This is a genomic window from Rariglobus hedericola (assembly GCF_007559335.1).
GTDB classification, from domain to species: domain Bacteria; phylum Verrucomicrobiota; class Verrucomicrobiia; order Opitutales; family Opitutaceae; genus Rariglobus; species Rariglobus hedericola.
This window is the reverse complement of sequence record NZ_VMBG01000003.1, coordinates 158,982-173,902: the sequence shown is the minus strand read 5'-3', so window position 1 is coordinate 173,902 and position 14,921 is coordinate 158,982. Positions and strand designations below refer to the sequence as shown.

Below are 14,921 nucleotides of genomic sequence, written 5' to 3'. Positions count from 1 at the left end.
AGTTTTTGGCGAAAGCAAGCGGACGGAGGGTGTTTGGTATTTGGATACCATCTGCAAATTTCATTCCAGCTGGGCTCCGGACCACCGTCGTTTTTGCTTCGCGCTGGCCGTCCGGCCGCGTCCGTTCGCGGTTCTTTGCACAACTGCTTGCTGCGACGTGTGTCCTTCGCCGTCGCGACGAAGTCGTTAATTGCTGCAAACGATTCCTATCGACCTGCGAACGCCGGAATCCTTGCTAGGGCGCATCTTGAAGGTCGTCCTTGCTGAAAAACCCTCCGTCGCCCGCGACATCGCCAAACACTTGGGCGCGTCCACGCGTGCAAATGGCTGGCTTGAGGGCAACGGCTACGCCGTCACTTGGGCATTCGGCCACTTGGTCGAGTTGCAGGAGCCTGAGGACTACACGCCGGACTGGAAGCCGTGGCGCGTTTCCAACCTGCCCATCATCCCCGAAAAATTCCGCCTCCGTCCGCGCGGTGATGCCGGTGCCGTTCAACAACTCGACACCGTTAAAAAGCTCTTCACCGACGCCGAGGAAATCATCTGCGCGACGGACGCCGGTCGCGAGGGCGAGCTCATCTTCCGCTACATCCTTGAATGGTCCGGCTGCCTGCAGAAAACCGTCCGCCGCCTCTGGATCAGTTCGCTCACCAACGAGGCCATCGAAAAAGGTTTCGCGAAACTCCAACCCGGCGCCGACTTCGACAAACTCTACGCCGCCGCCCGTTGCCGCAGCGAGGCCGACTGGATCGTGGGACTCAACGCCACGCGTTTCTTCACCGTCGAATACGGCCGGCGCAACCTGCTCCTCAGTCTCGGCCGCGTGCAGACGCCCATCCTCGCGATGATCGTCGGACGCGACCTCGAGGTGGAGCGCTTCGTCGCCGAGGAGTTTTGGGAGGTCCACACCAAGTGCCGCGGCGCCGTCTTTAAACATACGATCGGCAAATTCACAGCGCAGCCCGACGCGCAGGCCGTCGTCGCGAAGATCACCGGCCAGGATCTCGTCATCACCGGCGTCGCCAAGAAAAACGCCCTCGCGCACCCGCCGTCGCTCTACGATCTCACCACGCTCCAGCGCGACATGAACAAGCGCCACGGCTTCACCGCCGACCAGACGCTCAAGCTCGCGCAAAGTCTCTACGAAAAAAAGCATCTCACGTATCCGCGCACCGACAGCTCCTACCTGAGCACCGATCTCCAGCCGACCATCGCCCCGCTCCTCGAAAAACTCCGCGCCGTTAAACCCGCCGAGATCGCCAAGCTCGACCTTGCCGCGCTCCCGTTCTCCAAGCGCATCATCGACGACAAAAAAGTCTCCGATCACCACGCCATCATCCCCACGCACGTTCTCGGAGGCGAACTCGACGGTGACGAAGCCAAGCTCTACGACGCCGTCGTGACGCGCCTCATCGCCGTGTTTTATCCGCCGTGTATCCGCGCGATCACGACAGTCGATGCGGCCGCCGCCGAAGAACCGTTCCGCGCCCGCGGCGTTGTCCTCATCGATGCCGGCTGGGAAGCGCTCTACGGCGGCGACGCGTCCGACGATGAAAAGGACGGAAAGGATGCCGAAGCCGCGCAAAAGCTCCCCGACTTCCAGGAAGGCGAACGCAACCCGCACGAGCCTAAACTCGCGCAGCTAAAAACCTCCGCGCCCAAGCGTTTCAACGAAGCAAGTCTCCTCCAGCTGATGGAAACCGCCGGCAAGATCGTGACCGACGAAACCCTCAAGGAAGCCCTCAAGGAAAAAGGCGTCGGCACGCCCGCCACCCGCGCCTCGATCATCGAAGTCCTGATCGCGCGCACCTACGTCGAGCGCCGCAAAAAGAACCTCGTCAGCACCGACTCCGGCCGCGCACTCATCTCGCTCGTCAAGGATGAGCGTCTCAAATCTCCCGAACTCACTGGCGACTGGGAACACCGCCTCAAACGCATCGAACGCGGCGACTACGAAGCCGGTGTCTTCATGAAAGAGGTCGAGGCCTACACGCGCGAAATCCTGCAAGGCAACGCCGAGGCCACCATCGATCTCACCAACCTCGGCCCGTGTCCGTCGTGTTATGCGCCCGTCATGCGCGGACGCACCGGCTACGGCTGCACCAAGTGGAAGGACGGCTGCAAATTCGTCCTCCCCGGTGTGCTCTGGGGCCTGACAATTCCGTCCGTGCTCGCGCGCGAAATCCTCATCCACAAACGCAGTCTCACGCCGCACCCCATCGAGGTGGACGGCACGCGGCACTTCGCGCACCTGCGTTTCGATAAAAAAGGAAACCCCGCCTACGACATCGCCGACGCCGCGCAAAAAGCCTCCTCGGGCGACGAGTCGCTCGGCGCGTGTCCGGTCTGCGCGGGCGACGTAGTCGTCGGCAAAAAAGCCTACGGCTGTTCCAACTGGCGCGGCGGCTGCCGCTTCGTCGTGTGGAAAGTCATCGCGCAAAAAGAGATCACGCCCGACATCGTGCAAAAACTCCTCACCGCGCAAGTCACCGACACGCTCACCGGCTTCACGTCAAAGGCCGGCAAGCCCTTCGACGCCAAACTCAAAGTCATCGGCGGCGAGGTGAAGTTCGACTTCGTCGCGTAGGGCCGTGGAGGATGATTTTGGAAGGGTTTTTATGGACCTGAGGTTTTTTGTTTTTCGGCGGAGAGTTTAAGGTCCACATCGTTGCCTTCGAAAAACTCGGGCTGGCCATAAGCGTTAAAAAACAAGACCCGCCAACTGTCATCGGGTAGTTTTTGCAGCAGCACCTCACCAGGCGCATCGCCGATTCGAAAGGTTGGAAAATAATAAGCTAGTTCCTTGGCGAAGGCGGATTGTATGGCGTTATCACTCGTTAGGCCCGGCAGATTATGGAGCACAATGGCGGCGAGTTGCGTCACCTGTCTTTTATCAGACCAGTGCTGCAGTTCGGGATGTTTCTCAACGGGCACGGTCGGCGTAAATGCTCGGAGCGCGAGACCGCCGGTCAAAGCCACGCTTGCGATCAAGCCCGCCCATTTTCGTGGGATGGGACGAGTCCCGAATACGAGCCCGACCACCATCGCGCCGATCAGCGCCACGATTCCGGATAAAGCGGCTGCGTTTAACCAAGCGTCTTCCTCGCCGACGGCGAAAAGGCCTTTGGCTTTGGTGCTTCCGGTCCAGCCAAGCACGATGTCTTTTTGCATCTGAAGAGGAGAGAGTTCTCCGCGCAACCAGGTTCCTACCTCTGTCCCTGCCGTCCAGCGTGCTAATTCCTGATGCGAAATTAAGCGTTCGTTGGTTAATGGTTTTTTGATCTTCCATCCTTTTTTGGCTTCAGGTTCGCCTAGGCGCACGGGTGTCGCCGTGCGGACTTTGAGTCCCTCCGCGGTTGCACGACTCGGTCCAAAGGCAATTAGCTCGACGGTCAGAGGCTGCGTTGCGTCGGCACCGGTCAGGCGCATGGGGTAGACCGCCTGCTTCACTGCAAAGCGAAATGCCAGAGGTGCGGGCACGCTGCGTCCGCTGCTGGCGAAGTCTCGCGTGAAACGGCTCGCAACAAACCAACCTCCACCTGCTGCATGTTCGATCGCGATTCTTCGGGCGGTGTCTGAGAACGCATAGCCGTTCTTCTCCAGCCATGTGATTACGCCCTCGCTCTCTATGCCTGCAATCAGGGTGACGTCATGGTCGCCTACGGTGTGACGCTCTACGATGATTTTTCCTGCCATGGATTCTCCCGCTCTGTAGCGCACGTTTCCTACCGTCGGAATGATTATCGCTAGCAATACAGCTGCGCCCATGAGCACCGCCAATATTTCACCGAAGCTGGTGTTTTGCCTGAGCCATCTACGCATCGGCCACAAGCACATGCAACCGCCTCCGAATGAGAGCCACCACGCAAGTTCCGACCCGGTTAACGTAGCGATGATAAAAGCGAGGATGGCGATGCCGAGGAGGACGACGCAGGACCGGACGAGCAGCCCGATCACGAGCCAACCAAAAAACAGTGCCACGAGAGCAATGCCGCCGCATAGCACGGCGAAAATCCAGGCGCCCGGAATCGCGCTTGCTACCGTTGGCTGCATGAGTGCGACTGCGGCCGGCAGGGTGCCACGGGTCGCGGGGAAAACCTCGGGTTTGCTCGGTAGAGGAACCACCCAGGCAAAGTCGGCTCCTTCGCCGATGAAGGCGGACTCGATGACCAGTGTTTCCACCCCATTGACCCACGCGAGAAGGGCCCGTTGGTCCGGCATGGCGACTTGTTGAGGCACCGCCACTGGGGCAAACACTTTCCCGTCGGCTATGGCTGGGGTGGTGCAAGCGATGAAGCCCAACACGATTGCGCTCCATACACCGAGCATGCTCAACATTCGGGATTGTTTGGGGATCATTAGTTCGGGGTGGGCGGTCTATTGCACCACACAGATGATCTAAGCGATTCAGCAAGACCTTCGACGCCAAACTCAAAGTCATCGGTGGCGAGGTGAAATTCGACTTCGCTGCCTGAGGTGGAGCATGGGTGAATTCTCCAAGGGAAACCACGGGGTTCCGCCCCTTTCCTGCGCGCATGAGTGACTGTCGGAGCTTGGGGCTGTCAGGTGGCATTCAACCCTCAAAAGAAAACTATCATGAATACCAAATCCTCCATGCTTGAAGGTAAGAAAGTAGCCATCCTCACCGCCGATGGTTTTGAAGAAAGCGAACTCCTCAAGCCCCGCGCCGCGCTCGAAGCCGCCGGTGCGACCACCGTGATTGTTTCGCCCAACCAGGATGCCGTGAAGAGCTGGACCGGTGACGGCTTCGGCGAGAGCATCGCCGTCGACGTTCACGTAAGCAAAGCCGACGCCTCCCAGTTTGACGCGCTGCTCCTGCCCGGTGGCGTGATCAATCCCGACAAGCTCCGCATCGAGCCCGATGCCGTTAAATTTGTGCAGGCCTTTTTCGAAGCCGGAAAACCGGTCGCCGCCATCTGTCATGGTCCGCAGACGTTGATCGAAGCCGGCGTGGTCGATGGCCGCCGCCTGACGTCCTACGCTTCGATCAAGACCGACCTGATTAACGCGGGCGCCGACTGGGTAGATGAAGAAGTCGTGTGCGACCAAGGCCTCGTCACCAGCCGCAAGCCCGCCGACATTCCCGCCTTCAACAAAAAGATGATCGAGGAAATCGCCGAGGGCGTCCACGCGGGCCAGCACGCCTGAACGGATTTTCCGAACGCGGTTGGTTATCTGAGCTTTGCCCAAACTCGTAACGCGCAGTCTGCTTATGCGGCTGCGCGTTTGTTTGTTTTTAACCCCAACCGTTCCCGAGGGCTGACGAAGATTTTTCAACTTCAGGCTTGAAGTTGACTAAATAGTAAACAATTAATCCGGCCATGGGACGCACCAGTAACGCCAAGGAAAAGCTGCTCGATGCAGCGCTCGAGCTCATTTGGGAGCGCAGCTACGGCGTGGTCACCATCGACGCGATCTGCGAAAAGGCCGGCGTCAAAAAAGGCAGCTTCTACTATTTCTACGAATCCAAGTCGGCGCTGGCGGTTGAAGCCCTTGAGGCTGACTGGAATGAATGCGGTAAGCAGAAGTGGGACGGTCTTTTCTCGGCCTCAATCCCTCCTCTGGAACGCATTCGCAACTTCTTCCTAAGCACCTACGAAGGCCAGCTCGCGCTCCAGAAAGAGCATGGACAAGTCCTTGGTTGCCCGTGCTTTTCGGTTGGTTCCGAGACCAGCACTCAAGACGAGGCGATTCGTTTGAAAGTGCAGGAGATCCTTCAGCGCCAGGTCCGCTATTTCGAGTCCGCCATTCGCGACGGCCAGGCCGATGGTTCGATCGCCGCGGGTGATGCCGCCTCGAAAGCCAAGTGTCTCTTTGCCCTCCTTGAAGGCAGCCTCGGCCAGGCCCGCATCCAAAACGACCTCGAATTCCTCCGCGTTCTTCCAGAGACCTCCCTCAGCATCCTCGGCGTCGCCCGCACCTCTACGGCGGCTTAAAGCGCCCTTTTTTTGACCTCATTGTTTACTAATTAGTAATCTATTTAATCGCCCGCCTTTTACACATCACCTGTCATGAGCACGCCCGTCACCGCCTCCGCCCTCTCCACCACCACCGCACGCCGGGTCGCTCCGTTGTCGCGTTATCGTTTCTTCCTTTCCCTCGTCAGCCTGAGCTTGGTCGCCGTCGTCGCGGTCGCCGCAGCTCCCGCCGCCGCCCCGGCCGGCCCCAAGGTCACCGTCGCTTCTGTCGAGCAACGCACCGTGACCGAGCACCGCGAACTTCTCGGCCGCGTTGAAGCTGTCGAGTCGGTCGAACTCCGCCCGCGCGTTTCCGGCCATATCGACGAAGTCCGCCTCCAGGCCGGACAACTCGTCAACAAAGGCGACGTCCTCTTCACCATCGACCCGCGCTGGTATCGCGCCCAGTTCGACCTCGCCACCGCGCAAGCCCAGAGCGCCCGCGTCCGCGTGAGCATCGCCGAGCGCGAAGCCAAGCGCTCCGACGACCTCCTCAAAGAGCGCGCCATCTCCGTCGAGGAAGCCGACACCCGCAGCTCCCGTCTCGCCGAAGCCCGCGCCGATCTCCTTGCCGCCGAGGCGACGCTTGCCAGCGCCCGCCTCGATCTTGAATACACCGAAGTGCGTGCGCCCATCACCGGCCGCGTCAACCGCGCCTACGTCACCAGCGGCAACCTCGTCTCCGGCGCACCCGGTGCCGCCACGCTCCTCACCTCCATCGTCTCGACCGGCGAAGTTTACGTTTACGCCGATGTCGATGAAGCCACCGTCCTGACCTTTAACCGCCTGCAAGCCGCCGGACGCCTCGCCACCAACTCCGCCGGTCGCATCGCCGTCGAGATGGAGCTCAGCGATGAAACCGGTTTCCCGCACCGCGGCGTGATCGAGTCCGCCGACAACCGTCTTGATCCCGGCACCGGCAGCCTCGTGTTGCGTATGGTTTTTTCGAATACAAACGGACAACTCATTCCCGGCCTCTCCGCCCGCGTCCGCCTTCCGGTCAGCGCACCCGAGCCCACGCTCTTCATCAGCGAGCGCGCCATAGGCACCGACCAGAGCCAGAAATTCGTTCTCACCGTGGACGCCGCCAACACCGTCGCCTACCGCACCGTCAAACTCGGCTCCATCATCGACGGACAACGCGCCATCCGCGAAGGCCTCGCCCCCGGTGACCGCGTCATCGTCAACGGTCTCCAGCGCGTCCGTCCCGGCATGACCGTCGTCGCCGAAACCGCCCCCGCCCAGCCCGCCGTCACCAAGGTCGCGCTGAAGTAAGTCACCCATCCAAATTGTCACCTATTAGGTGACAATACCTCTGAAAAATAACCGCCAAGCGGTCCCTCCAGCTACTGCTTTGCCCACACATTTCCCGCCATGAACTTCTCCGACTTCTTCATCAAGCGCCCGATCTTCGCCGGCGTGCTTTCGATCATCATCTTCATCGTCGGCGCGATCTCGCTCTTCCAACTGCCGATCAGCGAATACCCCGAGGTCATCCCGCCCACCGTCATCGTCACCGCGAGCTACCCGGGCGCCAATCCGAAGACCATCGCTGAGACCGTCTCCACGCCCCTCGAGCAATCCATTAACGGCGTCGAAAACTCCCTCTACATGTTTTCACAGGCTACCAGTGACGGCCTGATGACGCTCACCGTCACCTTCAAACTCGGCACCGACGTCGATAAAGCCCAGGTCCAGGTCCAGAACCGCGTCGCCCAAGCCCTGCCCAAACTCCCCGAGGAAGTCCGCCGCCTCGGCGTGACCACGCAGAAGAGCTCCCCCGACATCACGCTCGTCGTCCACCTCTTCTCGCCCGACGGCCGCTACGACGATGTCTACGTCCGCAACTACGCCGCGATTAACATCAAAGACCCGCTCACCCGCCTCCCCGGCGTCGGTCAGGTCAACATGTGGGGCTCCGGCGACTACGCCATGCGCGTCTGGCTCGACCCCAACAAAGTCGCCGCCCGCAACCTCACCGCCGGCGACATCGTCGCCGCCATCCGCGAGCAAAACGTCCAGGTCGCCGCCGGCTCCGTCGGTCGCCAGCCCAATCCCAACGGCGCCGAGACCGAACTCCTCATCAACACCCAAGGCCGCCTCGTTAACGAAGAAGAGTTCGGCGACATCATCGTCAAAAACGGCCCGCGCGGCGAACGCGTGCAACTCCGCGACGTCGCCCGCGTCCAGCTCGGCGCCTCCGATTACTCGCTTCGCTCGCTACTCACCAACAAGACCGCCGTCGGCATCGGCGTCTTCCAGCTCCCCGGCGCCAACGCCATCGCGCTCTCCGACGAAGTCCGCGCCACCATGGTGAAGCTCAAGGCCGATTTCCCCGAGGGCCTCGACTACGCCATCGCCTACGACCCCACCGTGTTCGTGCGCAGCTCGATCAAGTCCGTCGTGCACACCCTCGTCGAGGCGCTGATCCTCGTCGTGATCGTCGTGCTGCTCTTCCTGCAGACTTGGCGCGCCTCGATCATCCCGCTCGCCGCCGTGCCTGTTTCGCTCGTCGGCACCTTCGCCGTGATGAGCGCGTTCGGTTTCTCCATCAATGCCCTCTCGCTCTTCGGCCTCGTGCTCGCCATCGGCATCGTCGTGGATGACGCGATCGTCGTCGTCGAAAACGTCGAGCGCAACATCGCCCTCGGCCACTCGCCCGTCGAGGCCACCAAGATCGCCATGCGCGAGGTCACCGGCCCCATCGTCGCCGTCGCCCTCGTCCTCTCCGCCGTCTTCGTGCCCACCGCGTTCATCAGCGGACTCACCGGACAATTCTTCAAACAGTTCGCCCTCACCATCGCCATCTCGACGGTCATCTCCGCCTTCAACTCCCTCACGCTCTCGCCCGCGCTCTCCGCTTTGCTGCTCCGCTCGCACCACGCACCCAAGGACCGCGTCACCCGCGTCATCGACCGCCTCTTCGGCTGGCTCTTCCGTCCCTTCAACCGCTTCTTCGACTGGGCCTCGCAAAAATATTCCAACGGCGTCGCCCGCCTCATCCGCGTCAGCGCGCTCGCCCTGATCGTCTATGTCGGCCTGCTCGCGCTCACCGGCTTCACCCTGAGCAAAGTCCCCTCCGGCTTCGTCCCCTCGCAGGACAAGCAATACCTCATCTCCTTCGCGCAGCTCCCCGACGCCGCGTCCCTCGAGCGCACCGACGAAGTCATCCGTCGCATGACCGACATCGCGATGAAGCACCCCGGCGTCGCCGACGTCATCGCCTTCCCGGGACTCTCCATCAACGGCTTCACCAACAGCCCCAACTCCGGCATCGCCTTCACCATGTTGAAGCCCTTCGACGAGCGCAAAGGCCCCGGCATGTCCGGCCCCGAAATCGCCGCCGACCTCCAGGCCAAGTTCAACGAGATCCAGGAATCCTTCGTCGCGATCTTCCCGCCGCCCCCCGTCAACGGCCTCGGCACCACCGGCGGCTTCAAGCTCTACGTGCAGGACCGCGCTGCCGTCGGCTACGACGAGCTCTACCGCGCCACGCAGGAACTCATCGCCCGCGCCAACCAGACTCCCGGCCTCGCCGGTGTCTACTCCAGCTTCACCGTCAACACCCCGCAGCTCGAGATCGACGTCGACCGCGCCAAGGCCAAGCAGCAGGGCGTCCCGCTCTCCAACATCTTCGAGACGCTCCAGGTCAACCTCGGCTCGCTCTACGTGAACGACTTCAACCGTTTCGGCCGCACCTACCAGGTCGTCGCCCAGGCCGACGCGCAGTTCCGCACGCACGCCTCCGACATTAACCGCCTCAAAGTTCGCAACGCCGCCGGTCAGATGATCCCCCTCGGCACCCTAGCCACCGTGAAGGAGTCCTACGGTCCCGACCGCGCCATGCGCTACAACAGCTACGCCGCCGCCGATCTCAGTGGCGCGCCCGCCCCCGGCTACAGCTCCGTCGAAGCCGAGGCCATCATGGAAAAACTCGCCGCCGAAACCCTCCCGAAAGGCGTCGTCCTCGATTGGACCGACCTCACGTTCCAGCGTATCATCGCTGGCAATACCGGCCTGTTCATCTTCCCGCTGAGCATCCTCCTGGTGTTCCTCGTCCTCGCCGCCCAATACGAGAGCTTCCGCCTCCCGTTCGCCGTCCTCTTGGTCGTGCCCATGGGCATCCTCTTCGCTCTGCTCGGCATCTGGCTGACCAAGGGCGACAACAACATCTTCACGCAGATCGGCCTGATCGTCCTCATCGGACTCGCCGCCAAGAACGCCATCTTGATTGTCGAGTTCGCCGTGAAGCTCCGCGAGGAAGGGAAGGGGATCGTCGAAGCCGCGCTCGAAGCCAGCCGCCTGCGCCTGCGTCCGATCCTCATGACCTCGATCGCCTTCATCGCCGGCGTCATCCCGCTTGTCTTCTCCTCCGGCGCCGGAGCCGAGATGCGTCAAGCGATGGGCGTGGCCGTCTTCGCCGGCATGATCGGCGTGACGATCTTCGGCCTCTTCCTCACGCCGATCTTCTACGTAGTCCTCGAAAAGATCGGCGTGAAAAAGCCCGCGCTCGCCGTCGTCGAAACCGCGCACATCGAACCCGCCAACGCCTGAACCGCACGACCATGAAAACGCTCCTGCTCTCCCTCACCACCGCAGCTACAGCCATCGCCGCGCTGCCTTCCGTCGGCCCCGATTACCAGCGCCCCGACGCACCCACCCCGGCCACCTACCGTGACGCCGCCGACACCACCTCCGTCGCCCTCGCGCCCGACTGGTGGCGCGCCTTCAACGACCCTGCGCTCGACGCGCTCATCACCCGCGCGCTCGCTGCCAACCAGGACTTGCGCGCCGCGCTTGCCCGTGTCGAACAATCCCGCGCCCTCGCCGGTGTCGCCCGCTCGGCCTACCTGCCGTCGCTCGCCGCCGATCCCTCGCTCACCCGTGAACGCAGCTCGCGCACCGTCGACAACGCGCTCCCCGATTCCCCGGCGACCACCCACCGCCTCTCGATCGATCTCTCGTGGGAACTCGACCTCTTCGGCCGCGTGCGCCGCCTCAACCAAAGCGCCCGCGCCGATCTCGACGCCGCCGGCGCCACGTTTGCCGCCGCCCGCCTTTCGCTCACCGCCGAGGTCGCGACGACGCACTTCACGCTCCGCGCTCTCGACCGCGAACTCGCCATCGTCACGCAAACCACCGCCGTTCGCCGCGACACGCTCCAACTCATCCAAGCCCGCGTCCGCCAGGGCACCGCCGATGACGTCGCGCTCGCCCGCGCCGAAACCGAACTCGCCGCCACCGAAGCCGACGCTGCCGCACTCGCGATCCGCCGCTCCGCCACCCAAAACGCCCTCGCCGTCCTCCTCGGCGAACCCGCTCCGTCCTCCGATCACTCAACTCTCATCACTCAACTCTCAACTCCTCCCCCGGCCATCCCCGCCGGCCTCCCCGGCAACCTGCTCACGCGCCGCCCCGACATCGCAGCCGCCGAACGCAGCCTCGCCGCCGCCAGCGCCCGCATCGGCGTGGCGAAGTCCGCGTTCTTCCCGACCATCGCGCTCACCGGTGCCGCCGGTTACGCCAGCGCCGACATCAGCGACCTCACCAAACCCGACAGCCGCTTGTGGTCTTTCGGACCGAGCATCTACCTCCCGCTCTTCCAAGGCGGACGCAACAAAGCCAACCTCGCCCGCAGCCGTGCCGCTTACGACGAAGCCGCCGCGACCTACCAGCAAAGCGTGCTCGTCGCCCTCCGTGAAGTGCAGGACGCGCTCACCGCCTCGCGTCTTCTCGGCGACCAGGCGGCCGCGCAGTCCCGCGCCGTCGCCAGCGCCCGCCGCGGAGCCGATCTTTCGCAGAAACGCTACGACGCCGGCTTCGTGAGCTACTTCGAAGTCGTCGACGCGCAACGCACCGCACTCGTCGTTGAGCGGGCCGACGCCCAACTCGCCGGCCAGCGCTGGATCACCCACGTCGCCCTGATCAAAGCCCTCGGCGGCGGCTGGTCCCAACCCACTTCCTAAATTTCCCGTCCGAACAAATTAAAAGTCAGAAACCAAAACCATCATGAGCACACAAAAACTCGCCGGTAAAACCGCCCTCGTCACCGGTGCCTCCAAAGGCATCGGCGCTTCCATCGCCAAGCACCTCGCCGCCGCCGGCGCGTCCGTCGCCGTCAACTACGCTTCCTCCAAAGCCGGTGCCGACAAAGTCGTCGCCGAGATCATCGCCGCCGGAGGCAAGGCCTTCGCCGTCGCCGGTGACGTCTCCAAACCCGAGGACATCACACGCCTCCTCGCCGACACCAAAGCCGCCTTCGGCGGACGCCTCGACATCCTCGTGAACAACGCCGGCGTCTATGAGTTCGCCCCGCTCGAAGCCGTCACCCCCGAGCTCTTCCATCGCCAGTTCAACATCAACGTCCTCGGACTCCTCCTTACCACTCAGGCCGCCGTGCCGCTCTTCCCCGCCACTGGCGGCAGCGTGATCAACATCAGCTCCATCGTGGCGAAGAACGCCATTCCCGGCTCCTCTGTTTATAGCGCGACCAAGGCCGCCGTGGATTCGATCACCCGCGTGCTCTCCGTCGAACTCGGCGCGAAAAAGATCCGCGTCAACTCGGTCAACCCCGGCATGATCGAGACCGAAGGTGCGCACACCGCCGGTTTTATCGAGAGCGACTTCCGCAAGAAGATCGAAGCCGATACTCCGCTCGGCCGCATCGGCCAGCCCGACGAAATCGCTACGCCCGTGGTGTTCCTCGCCTCCGATGACTCCCGCTGGATTACCGGCGAGACCATCGTCATCGCCGGCGGCATCCGCTGAGCCACCGACCTCGTCTCGCGAAGTAAACGAAGGACGCGAAGGTCCGATCAAAGGAATCCCCTTATTCCGAACCTTCGCTCCCTTCGCCGCCTTCGCGAGACACCGGTCTTCCGCCTCTGTGTAACCATTCCGAATTGAAACCGTCCGAAAAAATCGTGAGCGCCTCGTCTCCCTCCCTCTCCAAATCCTGGCTCGCCGTCCTCTCGGTCGCGCTCGGCGCCTTCGTCGTCGTCACCTCCGAGTTCCTGCCCATCGGCCTGCTCACGCACATCGCCGGCGGCCTCGAAGTCACCGCCGGGACCGCCGGTCTCATGATTACGATTCCCGGCCTCGTCGCCGCGATTGCCGCGCCCGTCATGACGATCACCGCCGGCCACTTCGACCGCCGCACGCTTGTCCTGTTTCTCATCGGCCTGCTGGTCGCCTCCAATCTCCTCGCCGCCTTCGCGCCCAACTTCGCGGTGATGATCGTCGCCCGCGTGCTCTTCGGCATCACCCTCGGCGGATTCTGGACCATCGCCGTCACGCTCGGTGCGCGCCTCGTGCCGCCCGGCTCCGCCGCGCGCGCCACCACGATCATCTTCGCCGGCATCTCCATCGCCACCGTCATTGGCGTGCCCTCCGGCACGTTGATCGCCGGACTCGCCGGCTGGCGCGTCGCCTTCATCGTCCTCGGCGGTGTCGCGCTCCTCATCGGCGCGGTGCAACTCTTCGTGCTGCCCTCGCTCCCGTCTCCGCCCACGCCCGGCGTGCGCCAGCTCGTGAGTTTGCTCGGCCACTCCGACGCCCGTCTCGGTCTGCTCACCATCGCCTTCGTCATCGCCGGACACTTCGCGGCCTACACCTACGTCACACCCTTCCTCAAAGACAGCGCGACCATCAGCCCCGGCTCACTCAGCTCACTCCTGCTCGCCTTCGGAGTCGCCGGCATCGTGGGCAACTTCGCCGGCGGTGCCTTCGCCGCGCGCAACCTGCGGCTCACGCTCATCACCGCCGTTTCGCTGCTGGCCGGCGCCGTCATGCTGTTGCCCGTCTTCGGCCACCAACTCACCGGAGCCGCCGTGCTTCTCATCGCGTGGGGCCTGGCCTTCGGCGCGATTCCGGTCGTGCTGCAACTCTGGGTCTTCAAAGCCGCGCCCGAAGCCCTCGAAGGCGGCGCGGCGCTGCTGGTATCCACATTTCAAATATTCATCGCGCTCGGCTCGGTGGTCGGCGGACGCATCGTCGATGACCTCGGCACCTCCGCCGTGATGTGGGCCGGCGGCGCCACCGCCCTGGCCGGCCTCGGAGTCGTCGCCCTGTCCCGCCACAAAAAATCATCCGTTCCTGCCGCCGCCCAACCGCACCTCGTCTAAATTTATTGACCACAGATCACGCAGATAAACACAGATAAAAACCGGGCATCTGCAATCAACGACGTCTGAGCTGCCGCTGGATCCACTTGGGATCGCGGCGGCAATCGATAACCCGGTGAACGGGCACTTCGTCGTTTGTGATTTTGTAGTAGATCGCGTGCGGGAAACGCCGGGCCAGCATCCGGTGATGGCCGTGCCTGATGGGGTGGGTGCCTGCATACAGCACCAGCGAGTCGATTTCGGCGAATAGACTGTCGAAGAAATAATCTCCTACTCCCAAGCTCTGGTGATCGTAAACGGCCCGGCCGGCAGCCAGATCTTCAATCGCGGGAGTAAGGATCCGCAGTTTCACTCGAAGCGTTTGCGGAGTGCTTTCTTGGCTTCGTCCCAATCAACCGCAGTCACGCGCCCTGCTTTCAAATCTTCCTCGGTTTTGCGGAGTTCCTCGGCGTGCCAGGCGGGAGATTCGAACGAGGCTTCGTCGGCGGACAGATCAGCCCAGAGCGTCTCGATGATTTTGAGTTTCTCGCTGTTGGGCAGAAGTCGAAGCTCGGCGATGCTCATGGCTGAAACAGTGGTTCGGCGAGAAAGTGAGTCAATTCCGCCGAAGGAAAGGCGTCCCGCTCCATATCCATACGACATTTCAGTTTTCACCGCATTTCAGCGTTTGCTGAATGCCGTATCAGACTGAAATGAAGGCGGCTCATTCAAACCCCCATCATCGAGAGCCACTGGCCCGCCAGCGCCGCTTTCAGCAGAAACGCCGCGAACTCCTGCGCGACCGCTGAAACACGGGAGCTGAAGGCCAAATACAGTAATA

At 62.6% G+C, this 14,921-nt stretch carries 11 protein-coding genes; 8 read left to right on the top strand and 3 right to left on the bottom strand.

What is annotated here, in order from left to right:
- The first annotated feature begins 247 nt into the window (after window positions 1-247).
- Window positions 248-2,587, top strand: a complete 2,340-nt coding sequence (locus FPL22_RS16460; protein ID WP_144354123.1) for a type IA DNA topoisomerase — start codon at window positions 248-250, stop codon at window positions 2,585-2,587.
- Window positions 2,588-2,616: 29 nt separating this feature from the next.
- Here the strand turns inward: FPL22_RS16460 and FPL22_RS16455 are convergent, their stop codons facing one another.
- Window positions 2,617-4,338: a DUF2330 domain-containing protein gene (locus tag FPL22_RS16455; RefSeq protein WP_162525351.1), complete on the bottom strand. Its 1,722-nt coding sequence runs from the start codon at window positions 4,336-4,338 to the stop codon at window positions 2,617-2,619.
- 258 nt (window positions 4,339-4,596) lie between these two features.
- Between FPL22_RS16455 and FPL22_RS16450 the strand changes: the two genes are divergently transcribed.
- From FPL22_RS16450 to FPL22_RS16420, 7 genes are all read left to right on the top strand, one after another.
- Window positions 4,597-5,169 carry a type 1 glutamine amidotransferase domain-containing protein gene (locus tag FPL22_RS16450; protein WP_144354121.1) on the top strand — a complete coding sequence of 191 codons (573 nt, stop codon included), beginning with the start codon at window positions 4,597-4,599 and terminating at the stop codon, window positions 5,167-5,169.
- Between the two features lie 173 nt (window positions 5,170-5,342).
- Window positions 5,343-5,957: a TetR/AcrR family transcriptional regulator gene (locus tag FPL22_RS16445; protein WP_144354120.1), complete on the top strand. Its 615-nt coding sequence runs from the start codon at window positions 5,343-5,345 to the stop codon at window positions 5,955-5,957.
- 75 nt (window positions 5,958-6,032) lie between these two features.
- On the top strand, window positions 6,033-7,253 hold the full coding sequence (locus FPL22_RS16440; protein ID WP_144354119.1) for an efflux RND transporter periplasmic adaptor subunit: 1,221 nt from the start codon (window positions 6,033-6,035) through the stop codon (window positions 7,251-7,253).
- A gap of 99 nt (window positions 7,254-7,352) precedes the next feature.
- Complete coding sequence (locus FPL22_RS16435; protein WP_144354118.1) at window positions 7,353-10,532, top strand: efflux RND transporter permease subunit; 3,180 nt, start codon at window positions 7,353-7,355, stop codon at window positions 10,530-10,532.
- Window positions 10,533-10,543: 11 nt separating this feature from the next.
- Entirely contained in the window at window positions 10,544-11,944 is a 1,401-nt protein-coding gene (locus FPL22_RS16430; RefSeq protein ID WP_144354117.1) for an efflux transporter outer membrane subunit, read from the top strand.
- Between the two features lie 43 nt (window positions 11,945-11,987).
- On the top strand, window positions 11,988-12,746 hold the full coding sequence (locus FPL22_RS16425) for an SDR family NAD(P)-dependent oxidoreductase (protein WP_144354116.1): 759 nt from the start codon (window positions 11,988-11,990) through the stop codon (window positions 12,744-12,746).
- A gap of 155 nt (window positions 12,747-12,901) precedes the next feature.
- A complete protein-coding gene (locus tag FPL22_RS16420) occupies window positions 12,902-14,101 on the top strand; it encodes an MFS transporter (RefSeq protein ID WP_238991457.1) in 1,200 nt (399 codons plus the stop codon).
- Window positions 14,102-14,156: 55 nt separating this feature from the next.
- Here FPL22_RS16420 and FPL22_RS16415 read toward each other — a convergent pair whose 3' ends face one another.
- Together FPL22_RS16415 and FPL22_RS16410 are read right to left on the bottom strand one after the other, a co-directional pair.
- On the bottom strand, window positions 14,157-14,453 hold the full coding sequence (locus FPL22_RS16415) for a type II toxin-antitoxin system RelE/ParE family toxin (protein WP_144354114.1): 297 nt from the start codon (window positions 14,451-14,453) through the stop codon (window positions 14,157-14,159).
- Window positions 14,450-14,665: an addiction module protein gene (locus FPL22_RS16410; protein WP_144354113.1), complete on the bottom strand. Its 216-nt coding sequence runs from the start codon at window positions 14,663-14,665 to the stop codon at window positions 14,450-14,452. The genes FPL22_RS16415 and FPL22_RS16410 overlap by 4 nt, the downstream gene beginning before the upstream one ends.
- Window positions 14,666-14,921: the final 256 nt, after the last annotated feature.

Excerpts from the sequence above, each read along its gene's own strand:
- FPL22_RS16455 (WP_162525351.1), bottom strand. The coding sequence starts at position 4,338 with ATGTTGAGCATGCTCGGTGTATGGAGCGCAATCGTGTTGGGCTTCATC.
- FPL22_RS16450 (WP_144354121.1), top strand. The coding sequence starts at position 4,597 with ATGAATACCAAATCCTCCATGCTTGAAGGTAAGAAAGTAGCCATCCTC.
- FPL22_RS16445 (WP_144354120.1), top strand. The coding sequence starts at position 5,343 with ATGGGACGCACCAGTAACGCCAAGGAAAAGCTGCTCGATGCAGCGCTC.
- FPL22_RS16440 (WP_144354119.1), top strand. The coding sequence starts at position 6,033 with ATGAGCACGCCCGTCACCGCCTCCGCCCTCTCCACCACCACCGCACGC.
- FPL22_RS16435 (WP_144354118.1), top strand. The coding sequence starts at position 7,353 with ATGAACTTCTCCGACTTCTTCATCAAGCGCCCGATCTTCGCCGGCGTG.
- FPL22_RS16430 (WP_144354117.1), top strand. The coding sequence starts at position 10,544 with ATGAAAACGCTCCTGCTCTCCCTCACCACCGCAGCTACAGCCATCGCC.
- FPL22_RS16425 (WP_144354116.1), top strand. The coding sequence starts at position 11,988 with ATGAGCACACAAAAACTCGCCGGTAAAACCGCCCTCGTCACCGGTGCC.
- FPL22_RS16410 (WP_144354113.1), bottom strand. The coding sequence starts at position 14,665 with ATGAGCATCGCCGAGCTTCGACTTCTGCCCAACAGCGAGAAACTCAAA.